We start from the raw sequence: 20,599 nt of genomic DNA, 5'->3' as shown, positions 1-20,599 counted from the left end.
TATCGATAATATACAGAGGTGAGTATGAAAAAAGTGGTTCTAATGGCGCTGGCTCTCGGCCTTTCACTACCCGCGATGGCGAGTGAAAAAGTCATTGATATGTACAAATCTGAAAACTGTGGCTGTTGTTCCCTGTGGGGCAAAGCGATGGAAAAAGACGGGTTCGAAGTACGAACTCACGTCATGAATGATCAGGCGCTGTCAGCCCAGAAAGAAAAGCATGCTATTCCTGCAGGACTACGAAGTTGTCATACCGCGGTTGCCGGTAATTTGATCATTGAAGGCCATGTGCCTGCGACAACGATACATAAGGCAATGCAGTCTGGTTCGGGTATATACGGTCTCGCCACCCCCGGTATGCCAGCAGGAAGTCCTGGAATGGAGATGGGAGCCCGAAAAGAGGCTTACGATGTTATCGCATTCTCACCGGATGGAAGTAAAAAAGTCTTCCAGCGAATCGAATAGTCAGCGGAACGGCTGATAACGGGACGCCGGTAGCAGGCACTCCTGTGCCGGCGATATTCGTGGTAATCGCATCCATGACATACCCTGAAGACAGAAAATGCTTCAGATATGCATAAGGAGAGTTACAGTGAAAAATAACAATGCAGTGCAACACAACAACCAGACTGCTTCTGAGCAGACATTATCCCCGGACGAGGGCCACGTATTGCATAAGGTGAGAGATCCCGTGTGCGGGATGGCCATCCTGCCCGACAGGGCGCACAGCAGCATTCGATACCAGGACCATCAACTTTATTTCTGCTCCGCCAGCTGTGAGAGTAAATTTAAAGCCCATCCCGATCGTTATCTTACCGAAGATGCCAGTGAACATTCCCATCACCATCACCACGATCATCACGAAGTCAGCCCTGATCAGATAAAACAGCCTCACCACCAGGCGGAAAAAGAGAATTCTGAAGGTGTGTGGACATGTCCGATGCACCCGGAGATACGCCGCAGTGGTCCCGGAAGCTGTCCTGTCTGTGGAATGGCACTGGAGCCGCTCGTAGCTACGGCATCCACGGGGCCGAGTGATGAACTTCACGACATGACAAGACGCTTCTGGCTGGGGTTGTTGCTGGCGTTTCCGGTTCTGGTACTCGAAATGGGATCTCATCTGTTTCCCGACTTGAGGAATACAGTACCGCCACAGTACAACACATGGCTGCAGTTGCTTCTGGCCTCCCCTGTCGTGTTGTGGTGTGGCTGGCCATTCTTCGCCCGGGCCGGAATGTCGTTACGTAACCGCTCCCTGAATATGTTTACCCTTGTTGCAATGGGGACCGGCGTAGCCTGGGTTTACAGCGTCATTGCAACCGTCTTCCCCTCCTGGTTTCCTGCATCGTTCAGAAACATGGATGGCCTGGTGGCCGTTTATTTTGAAGCCGCAGCAGTTATTACGGTGCTTGTTCTGCTGGGACAGGTTCTTGAGCTGCGGGCACGGGAACAAACCTCAGGCGCCATTACTGCGCTTCTGAACCTTGCCCCCAAAACCGCCAGACGGCTGGATCATGACGGTCATGAAACGGATATTAATGCGGAAGATGTCCTGCCTGGCGATAAGCTCCGCATCAGACCTGGAGAGAGTATTCCGGTCGACGGTATCGTGATCGAAGGCAAAACAACCGTTGATGAATCGATGGTGACCGGGGAGTCTATGCCGGTTACCAAAACGAAGGATGACCCTGTCATTGGGGGGACGATTAATCAGACAGGGAGTCTTATCATCCGTGCAGAGAAAGTCGGTGATGAAACGATGCTCTCACGAATTGTTCAGATGGTCGCTGATGCACAGCGTTCGCGTGCCCCCATCCAGAGAATGGCTGACAGCGTTTCAGGCTGGTTTGTTCCTCTGGTGATACTTATCGCGGTTGTTGCTTTCGTGATCTGGTCTGTCTGGGGGCCCGAGCCCAGGATGGCGCACGGTCTGATTGCGGCTGTGTCGGTCCTGATTATTGCCTGCCCCTGCGCACTGGGGCTGGCCACACCGATGTCGATAATGGTGGGGGTAGGCAAAGGAGCCCAGGCCGGGGTGTTAATCAGGAATGCCGAAGCCCTTGAGCGTCTTGAAAAAGTGGACACGCTGGTTGTCGACAAAACAGGCACGCTCACGGAAGGTTCGCCTACGGTGACAGGGATTATCAGTCTCAATCCGGGTGGGGAAGCATCTCTTTTACGTGTAGCGGCCGCAGTGGAAAAAGGCTCGCAGCATCCGCTGGGTATGGCTGTAGTCCGGGCAGCCCAGCACAGGGGGATCATGATACCCGCAGTCAGTGATTTCAATGCTCCGTCGGGGAAAGGTGTTTCAGGCGATGTTGAAGGTCAACGGGTTGTTATTGGTAATGAACTGGCTATGCAGGAAAACAGTATCGTTATTGATAATCAAAAGGCCGTTGCGGATAAGTTGCGGATGGAAGGCGCTACCGTTATCTATGTGGCCACAGATGGGTACCTTGCAGGCCTGATAGCTATCTCGGATCCCGTGAAAGCAACCACGCCGGATGCGCTTAAAGCTTTGCGTCAGGCGGGGATCCGCATTGTTATGCTCACCGGGGATAACCAGCTTACTGCTGAAGCAGTCGCACGGAAACTGGGAATAGATGAGGTTGAAGCCGGGATTCTGCCGGATGGCAAAAAAGCAGTGATAACCCGACTGAAAGCGTCTGGCCATGTGGTTGCGATGGCCGGAGACGGTGTGAATGATGCCCCGGCGCTGGCAGCGGCTGACGTGGGAATAGCCATGGGAACGGGTACAGATGTGGCAATTGAAAGTGCCGGAGTCACCCTTCTCAAAGGCGACTTGATGATACTGAACAGGGCCCGTCATCTGTCAGAGATCACCATGAAAAATATCCGTCAGAATCTGTTTTTTGCATTTATCTACAACGCACTTGGCGTGCCTGTGGCTGCAGGTCTGCTTTATCCTGTGTATGGAATACTGCTGTCGCCAGTTATTGCGGCGGCGGCCATGGCTCTTTCCTCCGTCAGCGTCATTGTGAATGCGTTGCGTCTGAAAAGTGTCAGGCTCGGGAAATAACACTGAGTGAAGGGTCAGTTACGAACAGAAGGAGTCCAGTATGAAAAGTACCACCTATGCGCTTATTGCTGTCGCCGCGATCGCGGCATTTGCCCTCCTGCGCGAACACTGGTCACATGTGGCAGGTTACTGGCCATATCTGTTATTGCTGGTCTGCCCGCTAATGCATCTTTTCCACGGCCACGGAGGGCATGGAGATCATCAACATCACGGAAGTGAAAACGATAAAAAAAATTAATCCGGCAGACGGGGCCGCGTCGCGGTCCCGTTATCAGTCCAGGTATCGTTCGTAGTCTCTGGCATGCGCAAAGGCATGCTGTTCGAGTTTGTTATCAGCGGGTGCCGCTGCCCGGAACGCCAGAGAGTTAACAGGGTTGTTATTGATGACCAGCTCGTAATGCAGATGAGGACCGGATGAACGTCCGCTGTTACCGGATAACGCAATAGCACCTCCCCGTGTAACCCTGGCCCCTTTAGTAACGAGTATTTTATTGAGGTGGAGATAGCGAGTTTTAACACCGGCTTTTCCCGTTACTTCAACAAAATATCCCATGGTACTGTTGTATTCGGCCCGGGTGATTTTTCCGTCGATGACGCTGACTATTTTCGTGTTCATGGGCATGGAATAATCAATGCCATTATGGGGACTCACTTTTCCCGATACCGGGTTAAGTCTTGCAGGATTGAAAGGCGAACTGAGTCTTGCTGTGGCCGGTAACGGATAATCGAGACTGCCTTTCCCGGAAGTATCGGAAAGGTTATAGAACTTTTTATCTGATATACGATACGCCGTGTAATTAAATGAACCGGACGTAAATTTATAGGCCACGACACGTGATTTTCCCGCTTTCTTTTGCAGTACGAGTTTTAATGATTCATTTTTTTTCAAATGCCGCAGATTAAACCGGGAAGGCAAGGAGCGCTGAAGAGTAGCGATCTCGTTCGATTCCAGCCCCGAGCGGGTGGCTGAAAGGTAGGCATTTTCTTTTACGACATCGGTAGAATACATTTACTGGAATTCGCCGTTAGCATGAACACTGCGGCGTATGCTAGGGGTTTTCAGGAGGCGTGTCATCTGTCAGTTAATCGGGAGCACCGTTGATGGTCGTCATTTTTGTAACATATCTTGTTTCCCGTTTGCTCCTGAAGCTCTGGGAACTGTATGACCAGCCCGACGGTGATGATTAACGGGACTGAAACAGGTTACGGCAGAGCAATATGGGGCTCATGTCCTGCTACGTAACCCGTCAGTAAAGCCCTGCTGCGCACCTGACGCTAAGCACTAACCCGCCTGCAGTTACCTGGTCGAATACAGCCCGCGAAGCTTTCTTGCCTGCGTCTGATGTGCTTCCGCACCGGCATTATTGACCTGCTCATGCACGAGAGCGGCTTTTTCTCCGGCATTCAGTTCGTTAAAAGAAGAAGACGAGGTCTTTGAATTTGCGTCACTGCCGGACAGCATTTTTTTATGTTCCTCAATCATTTTCTGATGCGCATAGGACGCGCTGTTGTTCATAAATGAATGAGCAACAATGGCCCTTTCATGTTCATTCATTTCAGAGAATGAGGGCGTGTTGTTTTTATTAACCCTGTCCGGTAAGTTTTCATGCGTCGAGGAATTCACATGACTGACGGCTGAGGCATTATTAACAAATCGATGTGCTTCATGGGCAATATCACTGGACTGAGCAAAAGCTGCCCCACAAAATAAAGCTGTAAACGCAGTGGTCGTGATTAATATATTCATGTGTAATTACCTTCTGAGGTACATAAAAGATGTCCTTATGATCATATATAAAAATAATCAACCTGTGGGGAAGATGACGTAAATGTAATACAGCTATGTACATTACACGATTGTAATGAATTTGTTTCTTAAGGTGTGCTAGATTCATTTTATTGTAAGTGGATGAACCAGTAATTTAATTTAAATCGGTTCTCGAATTCTGTCAGTAACCATACTTTAAATAAGGGAATACGCATGCTGTTGAAAACGTCTCGACGAACTTTCCTGAAGGGGTTAACCCTCTCTGGCGTAGCCGGAAGTCTTGGCGTATGGAGTTTCAATGCGCGTTCCAGTCTGAGCCTGCCAGTTGCCGCATCCCTGCAGGGTACTCAGTTTGACCTGACCATTGGTGAAACGGCCGTCAATATCACGGGCAGTGAGCGTCAGGCCAAAACAATCAATGGAGGCCTGCCGGGGCCCGTTCTTCGCTGGAAAGAAGGTGACACCATTACCCTGAAGGTCAAAAACCGTCTTAATGAACAGACGTCCATTCACTGGCACGGCATTATTCTTCCGGCCAATATGGATGGTGTTCCGGGGCTGAGTTTTATGGGCATAGAGCCTGATGATACCTACGTTTACACCTTTAAGGTTAAGCAGAACGGGACTTACTGGTACCACAGCCATTCCGGTCTGCAGGAACAGGAGGGGGTATACGGTGCCATTATCATCGATGCCGGGGAGCCAGAACCGTTTACTTACGATCGTGAGCATGTGGTCATGTTGTCTGACTGGACCGATGAAAATCCTCACAGCCTGCTGAAAAAATTAAAAAAACAGTCGGATTACTACAATTTCAATAAACCAACCGTTGGCTCTTTTTTCCGCGACGTGAATACCAGGGGGCTGTCAGCCACCATTGCCGATCGGAAAATGTGGGCTGAAATGAAAATGAATCCGACTGACCTCGCGGATGTCAGTGGCTACACCTACACCTATCTCATGAACGGGCAGGCCCCGCTGAAAAACTGGACCGGACTGTTCCGTCCCGGTGAAAAGATACGCTTACGGTTTATCAACGGCTCGGCAATGACCTATTTCGATATCCGTATCCCCGGGCTGAAAATGACGGTCGTGGCTGCAGATGGCCAGTATGTAAACCCGGTTACCGTTGACGAATTCAGGATTGCCGTTGCCGAAACCTATGATGTCATTGTGGAGCCTCAGGGTGAGGCCTATACCATCTTCGCACAATCCATGGACAGGACCGGTTACGCTCGAGGGACACTGGCCACGAGAGAGGGGTTAAGTGCTGCCGTTCCCCCCCTCGATCCCCGTCCTCTGTTGACCATGGAAGATATGGGTATGGGGGGAATGGGACATGATATGGCAGGAATGGACCACAGCCAGATGGGAGGCATGGATAACAGCGGAGAGATGATGTCTATGGACGGTGCTGACCTTCCGGATAGCGGGACATCCTCCGCGCCCATGGATCACAGCAGCATGGCCGGTATGGATCATTCCCGGATGGCCGGAATGCCGGGTATGCAAAGTCATCCTGCGTCAGAAACGGATAACCCACTGGTTGATATGCAGGCGATGAGCGTCTCTCCGAAATTAAATGATCCGGGTATTGGTCTTCGAAATAACGGAAGAAAGGTTCTCACGTACGCGGATTTGAAAAGCCGCTTTGAGGATCCTGACGGACGTGAACCTGGCCGTACCATAGAACTGCATTTAACCGGCCACATGGAAAAGTTTGCCTGGTCATTTAACGGAATCAAGTTTTCAGATGCCGCACCGGTGCTGCTGAAATACGGTGAGCGGCTCAGGATCACGCTGATCAACGATACCATGATGACTCACCCCATTCACCTGCATGGTATGTGGAGCGATCTGGAAGATGAAAACGGTAATTTCATGGTTCGTAAACACACAATAGATGTTCCCCCTGGTACAAAACGCAGTTACAGAGTGACAGCAGATGCGCTTGGCCGCTGGGCGTATCACTGCCATTTGCTCTATCACATGGAAATGGGAATGTTTCGTGAAGTCCGGGTGGAGGAATGATGCGAATGAAGAGAAATTTGAAGGCCATACCTGTTCTGGTCGCCGGTTTGTTTACCTCACAGCTTTCTATTGCGGCGGGCTCCGTCTCTGCAGATCCCCACGCCGGGCACGACATGTCTGCCATGCAGATGCCAGCAGATGAGAATTTCACTGAGATGACGTCAATGGAGCCCATTGTAACTGAGAGCAGAACGCCAATTCCGCCTGTTACCGATGCCGACCGGAAGGCTGCATTCGGCAATTTACAGGGGCATGCGATTCACGACAGTGCGATTAATTATCTGGTTCTGCTGGATCAACTGGAATGGCAACGGTCGGATAACACCAACAATTTCAGCTGGAGTGTTAACAGCTGGATTGGAGGCGACACAGATCGGATTTGGCTAAAGAGTGAAGGTGAACGAAGCAATGGGGAAACGGAGGCGGCTGAAGCGCAGTTACTCTGGGGACATGCGGTTGGCCCATGGTGGGATTTGGTTGCGGGTGTCAGGCAGGATTTCAGACCTGCTTCTGCCCGGACCTGGGCTGCTGTCGGTTTTCAGGGGCTGGCACTCTATAATTTTGAGTCTGAAATTACGGGTTTTGTCAGTAATGGCGGAAAAGCAGCCCTTCGTCTGGGAGGAGAATACGACGTTTTACTGACTAACCGGCTCATACTCCAGCCATCCTATGAGGTGAATTTCTACAGTCAGGATGATGAATCGCGGGGTCGCGGCAGGGGACTGACTGACACAGAGCTGGGGCTCCGGCTGCGCTATGAAATACGCCGTGAGTTTGCACCCTATATAGGCGTTTCCTGGAATCAACTTTACGGGAAAACATCCGATATGGCGAAAAGAGAAGGTGAGAAAGACCATCAGGTAGTATTCCTGGCGGGAGCCAGAATCTGGTTTTAACGCACTGATATAAAACACTCAACTAAACAGGTAAATAAAATGTCGATTTTAAATAAAGCCATTCTTACAGGTGGCCTCGTTATGGGCGTTGCTTTCTCTGCTATGGCCCATCCGGAATTAAAAAGCTCTGTGCCACAGGCTGATTCAGCCGTAGCGGCCCCGGAAAAGATTCAGCTTAATTTCTCGGAAAATCTGACCGTGAAATTCTCAGGTGCAAAATTAACGATGACGGGTATGAAAGGCATGTCATCACATTCTCCGATGCCGGTCGCGGCAAAAGTGGCGCCAGGCGCTGACCCTAAATCGATGGTCATTATTCCGCGAGAGCCTTTACCCGCTGGCACTTATCGTGTTGACTGGCGCGCGGTTTCTTCAGATACGCACCTTATTACCGGTAATTACACCTTTACAGTGAAGTAATATTATGAACGACCTGATTATGATTGTTATTCGTTTTCTTCTTTATCTGGATTTGATGGTAATATTTGGATTGCCATTTTTTCAGATATATGGAATAAGCGGTGTCAGACATGAAACCTATAACCTGACTAATTTCAGGTCGTTTATAACTTTTGCTGTTGTTACAGGCATCATTCTTACTGGCATTAATATGCTCCTGGTATCTAATGCCATGAGTGGAGTAACTGACCTCAGAGAATTATCCATCCATGTTATCGAGATGGTGATAGAAGAAACTGATGTGGGTATTAGCTGGATTGTCAGGCTCTGTGCCCTGTTTACCACACTCGGTGCTTTGTTCCTTTACACTAATAAGAGAGTATTGTCCTGCCTGCTGATGACGATGAGTGGGGGCGTGGCGCTGGCTACACTTGCCTGGGGAGGACACGCCGTTATGCATGACGGTCTGCATTACTATCTCCATTTACTGAGCGATCTGACCCATCTCGGCGCTGCAGGTGCCTGGACAGGTGCTCTGGTTGCATTTGCTATCCTGCTGATGCGCAGAAACGAGCATAATGCACAGAGCGTCATTGTGATATCTGACTCCCTGGCAAAATTTGCCACGGCAGGAACGGTGATTGTTGTAGCCCTGATCCTGAGTGCGCTGGTCAACTATCTGTATATTGCTGAGGGTAACTTAACTCCCTTATTCAACAGTTCCTGGGGGAGGATATTGCTTGCCAAGACGGCTCTGTTTGTTCTGATGCTTCTTCTGGCTGCAGCAAACCGGTTTCACCTGGGTCCCCGGCTTGAAGTTATGGTCAGGGAAGGGAATTATGATCGCAGCGTTGCCCTGATGCGAAACAGCATCCTGACAGAATTCGTTGTTGCGATTATCATTCTGGGCGCCGTAGCGTGGCTCGGAATGCTTGCTCCGTCTCAGGTCAGCTAGGGGACAGCCAAAGCTCATGCGTGAGATTTTTACTTTCATATCAGCGAGTTGACCATGCAGCGTATTTTAATCGTTGAAGACGAACAAAAAACAGGTCGTTACCTGCAGCAGGGACTGGTTGAGGAAGGCTATCAGGCCGATCTCTTTAATAATGGCCGCGATGGTCTCGGGGCCGCGTCGAAGGGACAGTATGATTTGATAATACTGGACGTGATGCTGCCTTTCCTCGACGGGTGGCAAATCATCAGCGCACTGAGGGAGTCCGGGCACGAAGAACCGGTCCTGTTTTTAACCGCAAAGGACAACGTGCGGGACAAAGTGAAAGGACTGGAGCTTGGCGCAGATGACTACCTGATTAAGCCCTTTGATTTTACGGAGCTGGTTGCACGTGTAAGAACCCTACTGCGCCGGGCACGCTCGCAGGCCGCAACAGTCTGCACCATCGCCGATATGACCGTTGATATGGTGCGCCGGACCGTGATCCGTTCGGGGAAGAAGATCCATCTCACCGGTAAAGAATACGTTCTGCTTGAGTTGCTGCTGCAACGCACCGGAGAAGTGTTACCCAGGAGTCTTATCTCGTCCCTGGTCTGGAACATGAATTTTGACAGTGATACGAATGTGATTGATGTCGCCGTGAGACGTCTGAGAAGTAAAATTGATGATGACTTTGAGCCAAAACTGATCCATACCGTTCGCGGTGCCGGATATGTCCTGGAGATCAGAGAAGAGTGAGGTTCAAAATTTCCCTGACCACACGCCTGAGCCTGATTTTTTCTGCGGTGATGCTTACGGTATGGTGGTTATCAAGTTTTATCCTGATTAGCACCCTTAATGGCTATTTCGATAATCAGGACCGCGATTTTCTGACAGGTAAACTTCAGCTCACCGAAGAGTTTCTTAAAACAGAGACGTTCAGGAACAAAACGGATATTAAGTCATTATCAGAAAAAATAAACGATGCGATGGTGGGGCACAATGGCTTATTCATTTCTATAAAAAACATGGAAAATGAAAAAATTGTTGAACTCTATGCCAAAAATTCTGTTGTTCCAGCGGTCCTGCTTAATAAGTCGGGTGATATTCTCGACTATATGATCCAGACGGAAGAAAATAACACCGTGTACCGCAGTATCTCGCGGCGGGTTGCCGTGACGCCGGAACAGGGTAAAAGCAAACATGTCATCATTACGGTTGCCACGGATACTGGGTATCACACCCTGTTTATGGACAAACTCAGTACCTGGCTGTTCTGGTTCAATATCGGTCTGGTCTTTATTTCTGTTTTTCTGGGCTGGCTGACCACACGTATTGGTCTGAAACCGCTACGGGAAATGACCAGTCTGGCTTCCTCCATGACCGTACACAGCCTGGATCAGCGTCTAAATCCCGATCTGGCTCCGCCGGAAATCTCTGAGACCATGCAGGAGTTCAATAATATGTTTGATCGCCTGGAGGGGGCATTCCGGAAACTGTCAGATTTCTCGTCTGACATCGCGCATGAGCTGCGCACACCAGTCAGTAATCTGATGATGCAGACGCAGTTTGCACTGGCTAAGGAAAGGGATGTTTCGCATTACCGCGAAATTTTATTCGCTAACCTGGAAGAACTGAAAAGGTTGTCACGAATGACCAGTGACATGCTTTTTCTGGCACGTTCAGAGCATGGTCTGCTGCGGCTGGATAAACATGATGTGGATCTGGCAGCCGAACTGAATGAATTACGTGAGTTGTTCGAGCCCCTGGCAGACGAAACAGGAAAGACAATCACGGTTGAAGGAGAGGGCGTTGTTGCCGGAGACAGCGATATGCTCCGACGTGCTTTCAGTAACCTGCTTTCCAATGCAATCAAGTATTCTCCCGATAACACCTGTACAGCGATACACCTTGAGCGTGACAGTGACTGTGTGAACGTGATGATTACGAATACGATGTCCGGCCAGGTTCCCGCTAATCTGGAACGTTTGTTTGACCGGTTCTATCGCGCAGACTCATCAAGGTTCTACAACACGGAAGGCGCGGGGCTGGGATTATCAATTACAAGGTCGATCATTCATGCTCACGGCGGCGAGCTGTCAGCAGAACAGCAGGGGCGTGAAATTGTGTTCAAAGTGCGCCTGTTAATGGATTAATCCCGTTGTTCAGGAGAAACCTGGAAGGTGACAAAATTGTCATCATTCAGTCACGCGATAAACAGAGGCGGTTTTTTATAATTATTCATAAATCAGGAGCAGCGTGATAACACAATCACCTGGTTCCTGGAGTGATGATTAACCCGCCCTGAGATCAACTGCTTTCTCTGTTATAAGCCATTGATTGTTTGGGTATGTAAACACCGGAGACCCAACCATGAAAAAGATTCTCGTATCATTTGTTGCCATTATGGCTGCCGCTTCATCTGCCATGGCTGCAGAGACAATGAACATGCATGACCAGGTAAATAATGCACAGGCACCTGCCCACCAGATGCAGTCATCTGCTGAAAAAAGTGCAATTCAGGGAGACAGCATGACAATGATGGATATGAGCAGTCACGATCAGGCCGCAATGTCCCATGACATGATGCAAAACAGCAATTCTGCTGCCCACCAGGACATGGCTGAAATGCATAAAAAAATGATGAAAGCTAAACCCGGAGCTACCAACGAAACAGCAAAGTCATTTTCTGAAATGAGCGAGCATGAGAAGGCCGCAGCTGTACATGAGAAGGCGAATAATGGTCAGTCTTCCGTTGTTCACCAGCAGCAGGCTGATAAGCATCGCAGTCAGATCACCCAGAATTAACCCGCAGCTCCACTTGTTAGACCCTCATTTGACGCCGAAGTCACTGGCTTACGCTCCCGTCCGGGAGCGTTTTTTTTCCCATATATCAAACTTTAACTCTGAAGAGGTGGAAGTATCTGACCAACACTGTCACGTAACGCCAGATAACTACAAAAACACCTTTTTCCTCCTGTAAATTGCAGTTCCTGCAAGAACATCAAGGCATAATGTTGGAACAGCGTGTGATACACACTTAGCATCATGTTTTGTATGTGTTTTTTTAAAACTTTACAACTTTAAAGTCTTTTTCAGGTTAAAGGATACAACTTTAATGTCTCTACACAATTGCAGCGAAGTCGTCCTGACCTGTTACCTAAAGATGAAAATTATTAGAGCCGCATTAAAAATGAGCTAATTTTGATAGTGGCTATCTTGTGATTATTTTCTAATGAGCCCGTGAACTGAAACCCTCCAGGCTTAATATAAGGTGGAAGGAAAGGTGATTGAAAACTCACCCAGTGGCCAGATCTTTATAAAATATGAACAGGTTGAAAAAAACAGTAACTTTGTTGTTTTTTTATCCTTAACCACTATGCATTAATGCTGCGTTATTTCATGATGCCTAAGAAAAACCAGCGTTACGCAAATGGTCAACGCTGGTTTTATCCGGTACGTTGCAATTATTTTTTAGCAGAACCTGCTTCTAATATTGAAACGATTGAGAACAACGTAAAGCATACCGCTCCTAAACCGACCAAAACCCGCGAAGGAATAAAATATCCCATGTCGGTCTGCGCCATTTCCGCAAGAAACGATGCCAGGAAAAGGCAAAACAGGCAGGTGAAGACGGGAATCATCGGTATTCTGTTGGCTAACGAACAGGTACGTCTCCATACCAGTGCCAGTAGCCAGACTTTTGAGAATATGCTGTAACAGATCATTCCGAGGCAAATAAGAATAATGCCGGGAGCCAGTCGGGCGCTTGCATCGGAACTGACTAAGACGTATATCCCCTGCAGTACCGTGATTGAGCCGAGAAAAATAACCCAATAACACCACAGCCAGTGTTCTTTAGTTGAAAACGTATTACGTGTTTGATGGACAATTGTGGCAACAAGGCCAATTAGACAGGCACAGATTGCGGTTAACCCAAGCAATACGTGACCCGCGACATAATGCGGAGTTATGTCAGCACTACGTAACAGCGTAATAGACCAAATGAAACCGAGCAGGGTGAGTAAAACGGGAACGGCAATGAGGCAATTACCGATTAATGAAGAATAAGCCTGTACCGGCGTTCCATCGCTCTTGCTCCCCGCTGCATTTTTGGGAATGAGCAGAAAGTGACCGGATGACGCTGCCACCGTCGATACACAGGCGGCAATCATACCAACGCCGAAAATAACATGGCCGGCGACAAACTCGTCTGCCATCACATCATTGCCTGCTAACAGTGCCCAACCCCAGGTAATGACTCCAACTTATTGATAGTGTTTTATGTTCAGATAATGCCCGATGACTTTGTCATGCAGCTCCACCGATTTTGAGAACGACAGCGACTTCCGTCCCAGCCGTGCCAGGTGCTGCCTCAGATTCAGGTTATGCCGCTCAATTCGCTGCGTATATCGCTTGCTGATTACGTGCAGCTTTCCCTTCAGGCGGGATTCATACAGCGGCCAGCCATCCGTCATCCATATCACCACGTCAAAGGGTGACAGCAGGCTCATAAGACGCCCCAGCGTCGCCATAGTGCGTTCACCGAATACGTGCGCAACAACCGTCTTCCGGAGCCTGTCATACGCGTAAAACAGCCAGCGCTGGCGCGATTTAGCCCCGACGTATCCCCACTGTTCGTCCATTTCCGCGCAGACGATGACGTCACTGCCCGGCTGTATGCGCGAGGTTACCGACTGCGGCCTGAGTTTTTTAAATGGCGGAAAATCGTGTTGAGGCCAACGCCCATAATGCGGGCGGTTGCCCGGCATCCAACGCCATTCATGGCCATATCAATGATTTTCTGGTGCGTACCGGGTTGAGAAGCGGTGTAAGTGAACTGCAGTTGCCATGTTTTACGGCAGTGAGAGCAGAGATAGCGCTGATGTCCGGCGGTGCTTTTGCCGTTACGCACCACCCCGTCAGTAGCTGAACAGGAGGGACAGCTGATAGAAACAGAAGCCACTGGAGCACCTCAAAAACACCATCATACACTAAATCAGTAAGTTGGCAGCATCACCATAGACAACATGAATATTAATGTTACTATCTGGTTGAGACTGTTGATAAAACGTAAAAAGGAATGCTCTGTTCCTGCAACTGAACAGGCGTGAAACGCTATCCAACAGGATGGATACCGTTTTGTCAGCCAGTTTTATAGATCACACTTATGAGTATGCGTGTTTCATTTACGGCCAGGAATGCTGATGATGACAACATTACTACCCGTTTTCACTAAGCCTTCCCCGTTGGCGCTCAATGCTCTGCGCGCTGGTCGTATTTGCCGTTTCCTTCTTATCCCGGATGGAAGAATCCGCTGAACGTCGTTCGGCGGCAGTTGTAACACGCGTCGTTTGCTTACAGGGATTATGGCGGGTCGATTATGGATAAGAGTAAGCGCCATCTGGCGTGGTGGGTTGTCGGGTTACTGGCGGTGGCGGCTATCGTGGCGTGGTGGCTGTTGCGCCCGGCAGGTGTGCCGGAAGGCTTTGCTGTCAGCAATGGGCGCATTGAAGCGACGGAAGTGGATATCGCCAGCAAAATTGCCGGGCGTATTGACACCATTCTGGTGAAAGAAGGCCAGTTTGTTCGAGAAGGTGAAGTGCTGGCGAAGATGGATACTCGCGTGTTGCAGGAACAGCGACTGGAAGCCATCGCGCAAATCAAAGAAGCACAAAGCGCCGTTGCTGCCGCGCAGGCTTTGCTGGAGCAACGCCAAAGTGAAACTCGCGCCGCTCAGTCGCTGGTTAATCAACGGCAAGCTGAACTGGACTCCGTAGCCAAACGTCATACCCGTTCCCGCTCGCTCGCCCATCGTGGGGCTATTTCTGCGCAACAGTTGGATGACGACCGCGCCGCCGCTGAGAGCGCCCGAGCTGCGCTGGAATCGGCAAAAGCTCAGGTTTCGGCTTCTAAAGCCGCTATAGAAGCGGCACGCACCAATATCATTCAGGCGCAAACTCGCGTCGAAGCCGCACAAGCCACTGAACGGCGCATTGCCGCAGATATCGATGACAGCGAACTGAAAGCCCCGCGTGACGGACGCGTGCAGTATCGGGTTGCCGAGCCAGGCGAAGTGCTGGCGGCAGGCGGTCGGGTGCTGAATATGGTCGATCTCAGCGACGTCTATATGACTTTCTTCCTGCCAACCGAACAGGCGGGCACGCTGAAACTGGGCGGTGAAGCCCGGCTGATCCTCGATGCCGCGCCAGATCTGCGTATTCCTGCAACCATCAGTTTTGTCGCCAGTGTCGCCCAGTTCACGCCAAAAACCGTCGAAACCAGCGATGAACGGCTGAAACTGATGTTCCGCGTCAAAGCGCGTATCCCACCGGAATTACTCCAGCAGCATCTGGAATATGTCAAAACCGGTTTACCGGGCGTAGCGTGGGTGCGGGTGAATGAAGAACTTCCGTGGCCTGACGACCTCGTGGTGAGGTTGCCGCAATGACGCATCTGGAACTGGTTCCCGTCCCGCCTGTCGCGCAACTGGCGGGCGTGAGCCAGCATTATGGAAAAACCGTTGCGCTGAACAATATCACACTCGATATTCCGGCCCGTTGCATGGTCGGGCTGATTGGCCCGGACGGCGTCGGGAAGTCGAGCTTGTTGTCGTTGATTTCCGGTGCCCGCGTCATTGAACAGGGCAATGTGATGGTGCTGGGCGGCGATATGCGCGACCCGAAGCATCGCCGCGACGTCTGCCCGCGCATCGCCTGGATGCCGCAGGGGCTGGGCAAAAATCTCTACCACACCTTATCGGTGTATGAAAATGTCGATTTTTTCGCTCGCTTGTTCGGTCACGATAAAGCGGAGCGGGAAGTCCGAATTAATGAGCTGCTGACCAGCACCGGGTTAGCACCGTTTCGCGATCGTCCGGCAGGTAAACTCTCCGGCGGGATGAAGCAAAAACTGGGGCTGTGCTGCGCGTTAATCCACGACCCGGAACTGTTGATCCTTGATGAGCCAACAACGGGGGTTGACCCGCTCTCCCGCGCCCAGTTCTGGGATCTGATCGACAGTATTCGCCAGCGGCAGAGCAATATGAGCGTGCTGGTCGCCACCGCCTATATGGAAGAGGCCGAACGCTTCGACTGGCTGGTAGCGATGAATGCCGGAGAAGTGCTGGCAACTGGCAGCGCCGAAGAGCTGCGGCAGCAAACGCAAAGCGCCACGCTGGAAGAGGCGTTTATAAATCTGTTACCGCAAGCGCAACGCCAGGCGCATCAGGCGGTAGTGATCCCACCGTATCAACCTGAAAATGCAGAGATTGCCATCGAAGCGCGCGATCTGACCATGCGTTTTGGTTCCTTCGTTGCCGTTGATCACGTCAATTTCCGCATTCCACGCGGGGAGATTTTTGGTTTTCTTGGATCGAACGGCTGCGGTAAATCCACCACCATGAAAATGCTCACCGGACTGCTGCCCGCCAGCGAAGGTGAGGCGTGGCTGTTTGGGCAACCGGTTGATCCAAAAGATATCGATACCCGCCGTCGGGTGGGCTATATGTCGCAGGCGTTTTCGCTCTATAACGAACTCACCGTGCGGCAAAACCTTGAGTTACATGCCCGTTTGTTTCACATCCCGGAAGCGGAAATTCCCGCGCGAGTGGCTGAAATGAGCGAGCGTTTTAAGCTCAACGACGTTGAAGATGTTCTGCCGGAGTCATTGCCGCTCGGCATTCGCCAGCGGCTTTCGCTGGCGGTGGCGGTGATTCATCGCCCGGAGATGTTAATCCTCGATGAACCTACTTCTGGCGTCGATCCGGTGGCGAGGGATATGTTCTGGCAGTTGATGGTCGATCTCTCGCGCCAGGACAAAGTAACCATTTTTATCTCCACCCACTTTATGAACGAAGCGGAACGTTGCGACCGCATCTCACTGATGCACGCCGGAAAAGTGCTTGCCAGCGGTACACCGCAGGAACTGGTTGAGAAACGCGGAGCCGCCAGTCTGGAAGAGGCATTTATCGCCTATTTGCAGGAAGCGGCAGGGCAGAGCAACGAAGCCGAAGCGCCGCCCGTGGTACACGACACCACCCACGCGCCGCGTCAGGGATTTAGCCTGCGCCGTCTGTTTAGCTACAGCCGCCGCGAAGCGCTGGAACTGCGACGCGATCCAGTACGTTCGACGCTGGCGCTGATGGGAACGGTGATCCTGATGCTGATAATGGGTTACGGCATCAGTATGGATGTGGAAAACCTGCGCTTTGCTGTGCTCGACCGCGACCAGACCGTCAGTAGCCAGGCGTGGACGCTCAATCTCTCCGGTTCCCGTTACTTTATCGAACAGCCGCCGCTCACCAGTTATGACGAGCTTGATCGTCGGATGCGTGCGGGCGATATCACGGTGGCGATTGAGATCCCGCCCAATTTCGGGCGCGATATCGCGCGTGGTACGCCTGTGGAACTCGGCGTCTGGATCGACGGAGCGATGCCCAGTCGTGCCGAAACGGTAAAAGGTTACGTGCAGGCAATGCACCAGAGTTGGCTTCAGGATGTGGCGAGCCGACAATCGACACCCGCCAGCCAAAGCGGGCTGATGAACATTGAGACGCGTTATCGCTATAACCCGGACGTAAAAAGCCTGCCAGCGATTGTTCCGGCGGTGATCCCGCTTCTGCTGATGATGATCCCGTCAATGCTAAGCGCCCTTAGCGTGGTGCGGGAAAAAGAGCTAGGGTCGATTATCAACCTTTACGTGACCCCCACCACCCGTAGCGAATTTTTGCTTGGCAAACAGCTGCCGTACATCGCGCTGGGGATGCTGAACTTTTTCCTGCTCTGCGGCCTGTCGGTGTTTGTGTTTGGCGTACCGCATAAAGGCAGTTTCCTGACGCTCACCCTGGCGGCGCTGCTGTATATCATCATTGCCACCGGAATGGGGCTGCTGATCTCCACCTTTATGAAAAGCCAGATTGCCGCCATTTTCGGAACGGCGATTATCACATTGATCCCGGCGACACAGTTTTCCGGGATGATCGATCCGGTAGCTTCGCTGGAAGGGCCTGGACGTTGGATCGGCGAGGTTTACCCGACCAGTCATTTTCTGACTATCGCCCGCGGGACGTTCTCGAAGGCGCTGGATCTGACTGATTTGTGGCAACTTTTTATCCCGTTGCTGATAGCCATCCCGCTGGTGATGGGCTTAAGTATCCTGCTGCTGAAAAAACAGGAGGGATGATGCGCCATTTACGCAATATTTTTAATCTGGGTATCAAAGAGTTGCGCAGTCTGCTCGGTGATAAAGCGATGCTGACGCTGATTGTCTTCTCGTTTACGGTGTCGGTGTATTCGTCAGCGACCGTTACGCCTGGATCGTTGAACCTCGCGCCGATCGCTATTGCCGATATGGATCAATCGCAGTTATCGAACCGGATCGTTAACAGCTTCTATCGCCCGTGGTTTTTGCCACCGGAGATGATCACCGCCGATGAGATGGATGCCGGACTGGACGCCGGACGCTATACCTTCGCGATAAATATTCCGCCTAATTTTCAGCGTGATGTCCTCGCCGGACGCCAGCCGGATATTCAGGTGAACGTCGATGCCACGCGCATGAGCCAGGCATTTACCGGCAATGGGTATATCCAGAATATTATCAACGGTGAAGTGAACAGCTTTGTCGCGCGCTACCGTGATAACAGCGAACCGTTGGTATCGCTGGAAACCCGGATGCGCTTTAACCCGAACCTTGATCCCGCGTGGTTTGGCGGGGTGATGGCAATCATCAACAACATTACCATGCTGGCGATTGTATTGACCGGATCGGCGCTGATCCGCGAGCGTGAACACGGCACGGTGGAACACTTGTTGGTGATGCCGATAACGCCGTTTGAGATCATGATGGCAAAGGTCTGGTCGATGGGGCTGGTGGTGCTGGTGGTGTCGGGATTATCACTGGTGCTGATGGTGAAAGGCGTGCTGGGTGTACCGATTGAAGGCTCGATCCCGCTGTTTATGCTGGGCGTGGCGCTCAGTCTGTTTGCCACCACGTCAATCGGCATTTTTATGGGGACGATAGCGCGTTCAATGCCGCAACTGGGGCTGCTGGTGATTCTGGTGCTGCTGCCGCTGCAAATGCTTTCCGGTGGAGCCACGCCGCGCGAAAGTATGCCGCAGATGGTGCAGGACATTATGCTGACCATGCCGACGACACACTTTGTTAGCCTCGCGCAGGCCATCCTCTACCGGGGTGCCGGATTCGAAATCGTCTGGCCGCAGTTCCTGACGCTGATGGCAATTGGCGGCGCGTTTTTCACCATTGCACTGCTGCGATTCAGGAAGACGATTGGGACAATGGCGTAAGGAAGGGAAACTTGACTTCATAATGTGATGTCATACTATTGATGTCATAAAGTGAAGTCATAAGGACATGCCATGAGAACCAAGGTACAGGCTTTACGGAAGAAACAAAAAAATACATTGGATCAAATATTTAAAACTCCTGTTCCTCAAGGGATCAAGTGGTCTGATATAGAATCTCTGGTTAAAGCGTTAGGCGGAGAAATTAAGGAAGGTAGGGGGGGCGCTGTAAGTTCATACTAAATATGAGCGTTGCGTGTTTCCATCGGCCTCATCCGTCGCCAGATACCGATAAAGGCGCTGTAGAAAGCGTGCGTGACTGGTTACTAAGTATAGGGGTAAAACCATGATCAAACTGAAGACGCCAAACTCTATGGAGATTGCCGGGCAACCTGCAGTTATCACTTACGTGCCAGAACTGAATGCATTTCGTGGCAAATTCCTGGGCTTGTCAGGTTATTGTGATTTTGTCTCTGACAGCATTCAGGGGCTGCAAAAAGAAGGGGAACTTTCCCTGCGAGAGTATCTTGAGGATTGTAAAGCTGCGGGTATTGAGCCGTATGCGCGTACAGAAAAGATTAAGACCTTTACGTTACGCTATCCAGAATCGCTGAGTGAACGCCTTAATAATGCGGCTGCGCAGCAACAAGTCTCTGTTAATACCTATATTATTGAAACACTGAATGAGCGTTTGAATCATTTATAAATTTTAGCGGCGTACATTACGCAGAATATCTGCCTTTACAGGATCTATCTATGCAACTGAACTTAATTTTATAAATTAAGTTCAGTTAATATCTTTTCTTTCCTCGTTTCAGAAATAACTCAATCTTCCTTCGGCAAGCACTGCAAATGCCCGTGCCGCACGCCGCGCTGGGCGATAACGTCATCGGCAAAATGCTGCACGTCGCCCATATCACCTTTCAGCACGGCGATTTCCAGACAGTCGTCGTGATTGATATGCACATGCAGCGTGGCGACGGAGAGATCGTGGTGATGGTGCTGGGTGGAGACAATGCGGCTGGCTAAGTCGCGTTTTTCGTGTTCATACACATAGGAGAGCACCGCGAAACCTTGCGTGCCGTGCTGCTGAGTGGCCTCCTGGGCCAGGGCGCTACGCAGAATATCGCGGATAGCTTCGGAACGGTTGTTATAACCACGACGCTGGCTCAGGCTGTCCAGCGTCTCCAGTAAATCGTCATCAAGCGTGATGGTGACTCGTTGCATTTG

General features: G+C 50.9%; 19 protein-coding genes and 2 pseudogenes. 16 read left to right on the top strand and 5 right to left on the bottom strand.

Annotated elements, in window-relative coordinates:
- The first annotated feature begins 24 nt into the window (after positions 1-24).
- The 3 genes from HUZ68_RS21705 to HUZ68_RS21695 all read left to right on the top strand — a co-directional run bounded on the left by HUZ68_RS21705 (position 25) and on the right by HUZ68_RS21695 (position 3,278).
- On the top strand, positions 25-465 hold the full coding sequence (locus HUZ68_RS21705) for a DUF411 domain-containing protein (RefSeq protein ID WP_000758229.1): 441 nt from the start codon (positions 25-27) through the stop codon (positions 463-465).
- Positions 466-562: 97 nt separating this feature from the next.
- The gene (silP, locus tag HUZ68_RS21700) at positions 563-3,040 is read left to right on the top strand and encodes an Ag(+)-translocating P-type ATPase SilP (RefSeq protein WP_001398208.1); all 2,478 of its coding nucleotides are present in this window, start codon (positions 563-565) and stop codon (positions 3,038-3,040) included.
- 40 nt (positions 3,041-3,080) lie between these two features.
- Positions 3,081-3,278 carry a DUF2933 domain-containing protein gene (locus HUZ68_RS21695; protein WP_000843494.1) on the top strand — a complete coding sequence of 66 codons (198 nt, stop codon included), beginning with the start codon at positions 3,081-3,083 and terminating at the stop codon, positions 3,276-3,278.
- Between the two features lie 33 nt (positions 3,279-3,311).
- Here HUZ68_RS21695 and HUZ68_RS21690 read toward each other — a convergent pair whose 3' ends face one another.
- Both HUZ68_RS21690 and HUZ68_RS21685 read right to left on the bottom strand, forming a co-directional pair.
- A complete protein-coding gene (locus HUZ68_RS21690; RefSeq protein ID WP_000287501.1) occupies positions 3,312-4,049 on the bottom strand; it encodes a peptidoglycan DD-metalloendopeptidase family protein in 738 nt (245 codons plus the stop codon).
- Between the two features lie 288 nt (positions 4,050-4,337).
- Positions 4,338-4,787, bottom strand: a complete 450-nt coding sequence (locus tag HUZ68_RS21685; protein ID WP_001023257.1) for a copper resistance protein — start codon at positions 4,785-4,787, stop codon at positions 4,338-4,340.
- A gap of 234 nt (positions 4,788-5,021) precedes the next feature.
- Here HUZ68_RS21685 and pcoA point away from each other — a divergent pair, with 234 nt between their 5' ends.
- From pcoA to pcoE, 7 genes are all read left to right on the top strand, one after another.
- Positions 5,022-6,839 carry a multicopper oxidase PcoA gene (gene pcoA / locus HUZ68_RS21680; RefSeq protein ID WP_000925240.1) on the top strand — a complete coding sequence of 606 codons (1,818 nt, stop codon included), beginning with the start codon at positions 5,022-5,024 and terminating at the stop codon, positions 6,837-6,839.
- 5 nt (positions 6,840-6,844) lie between these two features.
- Positions 6,845-7,735, top strand: coding sequence for a copper resistance outer membrane transporter PcoB (pcoB, locus tag HUZ68_RS21675; protein WP_001378118.1), 891 nt, complete (start codon positions 6,845-6,847; stop codon positions 7,733-7,735).
- 39 nt (positions 7,736-7,774) lie between these two features.
- Complete coding sequence (gene pcoC, locus HUZ68_RS21670; protein WP_020219105.1) at positions 7,775-8,155, top strand: copper resistance system metallochaperone PcoC; 381 nt, start codon at positions 7,775-7,777, stop codon at positions 8,153-8,155.
- A 55-nt stretch (positions 8,156-8,210) separates the two neighbouring features.
- The gene (pcoD, locus tag HUZ68_RS21665; RefSeq protein ID WP_229692861.1) at positions 8,211-9,089 is read left to right on the top strand and encodes a copper resistance inner membrane protein PcoD; all 879 of its coding nucleotides are present in this window, start codon (positions 8,211-8,213) and stop codon (positions 9,087-9,089) included.
- Positions 9,090-9,143: 54 nt separating this feature from the next.
- Positions 9,144-9,824 (top strand): copper response regulator transcription factor PcoR, encoded by a 681-nt coding sequence (gene pcoR, locus HUZ68_RS21660; RefSeq protein ID WP_001188930.1) that lies wholly within the window; start codon positions 9,144-9,146, stop codon positions 9,822-9,824.
- Entirely contained in the window at positions 9,821-11,221 is a 1,401-nt protein-coding gene (pcoS, locus tag HUZ68_RS21655; RefSeq protein WP_001211180.1) for a copper resistance membrane spanning protein PcoS, read from the top strand. Before pcoR ends, pcoS begins: the two co-directional genes overlap by 4 nt.
- A 217-nt stretch (positions 11,222-11,438) precedes the next feature.
- The gene (gene pcoE / locus HUZ68_RS21650) at positions 11,439-11,873 is read left to right on the top strand and encodes a copper resistance system metallochaperone PcoE (protein WP_000723069.1); all 435 of its coding nucleotides are present in this window, start codon (positions 11,439-11,441) and stop codon (positions 11,871-11,873) included.
- 659 nt (positions 11,874-12,532) lie between these two features.
- On the opposite strand, the pseudogene HUZ68_RS21645 reads toward pcoE, so the two are convergent.
- Positions 12,533-13,318: pseudogene (locus HUZ68_RS21645) on the bottom strand (DUF2776 family protein); the annotation flags it as partial.
- A 15-nt stretch (positions 13,319-13,333) separates the two neighbouring features.
- Positions 13,334-14,031, bottom strand: a protein-coding gene (locus tag HUZ68_RS21640) for an IS1-like element IS1B family transposase (RefSeq protein ID WP_095033700.1) whose coding sequence is annotated in 2 segments (ribosomal slippage) — positions 13,334-13,782 and positions 13,782-14,031 — 699 coding nt in all. Because the reading frame shifts where the segments join, the coding sequence is not laid out codon by codon here.
- A 241-nt stretch (positions 14,032-14,272) separates the two neighbouring features.
- Between HUZ68_RS21640 and yhiY the strand changes: the two genes are divergently transcribed.
- From yhiY to HUZ68_RS21610, 6 genes and pseudogenes are all read left to right on the top strand, one after another.
- Positions 14,273-14,386 (top strand): protein YhiY, encoded by a 114-nt coding sequence (gene yhiY, locus HUZ68_RS21635; protein WP_001296785.1) that lies wholly within the window; start codon positions 14,273-14,275, stop codon positions 14,384-14,386.
- 62 nt (positions 14,387-14,448) lie between these two features.
- Positions 14,449-15,516, top strand: a complete 1,068-nt coding sequence (locus tag HUZ68_RS21630) for an HlyD family secretion protein (RefSeq protein ID WP_000361485.1) — start codon at positions 14,449-14,451, stop codon at positions 15,514-15,516.
- Positions 15,513-18,248: a ribosome-associated ATPase/putative transporter RbbA gene (rbbA, locus tag HUZ68_RS21625; protein WP_028132003.1), complete on the top strand. Its 2,736-nt coding sequence runs from the start codon at positions 15,513-15,515 to the stop codon at positions 18,246-18,248. The genes HUZ68_RS21630 and rbbA overlap by 4 nt, the downstream gene beginning before the upstream one ends.
- Entirely contained in the window at positions 18,248-19,372 is a 1,125-nt protein-coding gene (locus HUZ68_RS21620) for an ABC transporter permease (protein WP_053289165.1), read from the top strand. The genes rbbA and HUZ68_RS21620 overlap by 1 nt, the downstream gene beginning before the upstream one ends.
- Positions 19,373-19,444: 72 nt before the next feature.
- Positions 19,445-19,719, top strand: a pseudogene (locus HUZ68_RS21615) (type II toxin-antitoxin system HicA family toxin).
- The gene (locus HUZ68_RS21610) at positions 19,716-20,075 is read left to right on the top strand and encodes a type II toxin-antitoxin system HicB family antitoxin (protein ID WP_000593555.1); all 360 of its coding nucleotides are present in this window, start codon (positions 19,716-19,718) and stop codon (positions 20,073-20,075) included. The pseudogene HUZ68_RS21615 and the gene HUZ68_RS21610 overlap by 4 nt, the downstream one beginning before the upstream one ends.
- Positions 20,076-20,194: 119 nt before the next feature.
- Here the strand turns inward: HUZ68_RS21610 and nikR are convergent, their stop codons facing one another.
- Positions 20,195-20,596 carry a nickel-responsive transcriptional regulator NikR gene (nikR, locus tag HUZ68_RS21605; protein WP_001190062.1) on the bottom strand — a complete coding sequence of 134 codons (402 nt, stop codon included), beginning with the start codon at positions 20,594-20,596 and terminating at the stop codon, positions 20,195-20,197.
- Positions 20,597-20,599: the final 3 nt, after the last annotated feature.

The sequence above is a fragment of the Shigella dysenteriae genome (assembly GCF_022354085.1).
In the GTDB taxonomy this organism is placed as follows: domain Bacteria; phylum Pseudomonadota; class Gammaproteobacteria; order Enterobacterales; family Enterobacteriaceae; genus Escherichia; species Escherichia coli.
Note: the sequence above shows the minus strand (reverse complement) of the source record. Positions and strands in the feature narration are given on the sequence as shown.

What these genes read in the sequence shown, in the direction of transcription:
- rbbA (WP_028132003.1), top strand. Translation starts at nt 15,513, where the DNA reads ATGACGCATCTGGAACTGGTTCCCGTCCCGCCTGTCGCGCAACTGGCG.
- HUZ68_RS21695 (WP_000843494.1), top strand. Translation starts at nt 3,081, where the DNA reads ATGAAAAGTACCACCTATGCGCTTATTGCTGTCGCCGCGATCGCGGCA.
- HUZ68_RS21610 (WP_000593555.1), top strand. Translation starts at nt 19,716, where the DNA reads ATGATCAAACTGAAGACGCCAAACTCTATGGAGATTGCCGGGCAACCT.
- HUZ68_RS21690 (WP_000287501.1), bottom strand. Translation starts at nt 4,049, where the DNA reads ATGTATTCTACCGATGTCGTAAAAGAAAATGCCTACCTTTCAGCCACC.
- pcoR (WP_001188930.1), top strand. Translation starts at nt 9,144, where the DNA reads ATGCAGCGTATTTTAATCGTTGAAGACGAACAAAAAACAGGTCGTTAC.
- pcoB (WP_001378118.1), top strand. Translation starts at nt 6,845, where the DNA reads ATGAAGAGAAATTTGAAGGCCATACCTGTTCTGGTCGCCGGTTTGTTT.
- nikR (WP_001190062.1), bottom strand. Translation starts at nt 20,596, where the DNA reads ATGCAACGAGTCACCATCACGCTTGATGACGATTTACTGGAGACGCTG.
- HUZ68_RS21705 (WP_000758229.1), top strand. Translation starts at nt 25, where the DNA reads ATGAAAAAAGTGGTTCTAATGGCGCTGGCTCTCGGCCTTTCACTACCC.
- HUZ68_RS21685 (WP_001023257.1), bottom strand. Translation starts at nt 4,787, where the DNA reads ATGAATATATTAATCACGACCACTGCGTTTACAGCTTTATTTTGTGGG.
- pcoE (WP_000723069.1), top strand. Translation starts at nt 11,439, where the DNA reads ATGAAAAAGATTCTCGTATCATTTGTTGCCATTATGGCTGCCGCTTCA.
- HUZ68_RS21630 (WP_000361485.1), top strand. Translation starts at nt 14,449, where the DNA reads ATGGATAAGAGTAAGCGCCATCTGGCGTGGTGGGTTGTCGGGTTACTG.
- silP (WP_001398208.1), top strand. Translation starts at nt 563, where the DNA reads ATGCTTCAGATATGCATAAGGAGAGTTACAGTGAAAAATAACAATGCA.
- yhiY (WP_001296785.1), top strand. Translation starts at nt 14,273, where the DNA reads ATGATGACAACATTACTACCCGTTTTCACTAAGCCTTCCCCGTTGGCG.
- pcoC (WP_020219105.1), top strand. Translation starts at nt 7,775, where the DNA reads ATGTCGATTTTAAATAAAGCCATTCTTACAGGTGGCCTCGTTATGGGC.
- pcoA (WP_000925240.1), top strand. Translation starts at nt 5,022, where the DNA reads ATGCTGTTGAAAACGTCTCGACGAACTTTCCTGAAGGGGTTAACCCTC.
- HUZ68_RS21620 (WP_053289165.1), top strand. Translation starts at nt 18,248, where the DNA reads ATGCGCCATTTACGCAATATTTTTAATCTGGGTATCAAAGAGTTGCGC.
- pcoD (WP_229692861.1), top strand. Translation starts at nt 8,211, where the DNA reads ATGGTAATATTTGGATTGCCATTTTTTCAGATATATGGAATAAGCGGT.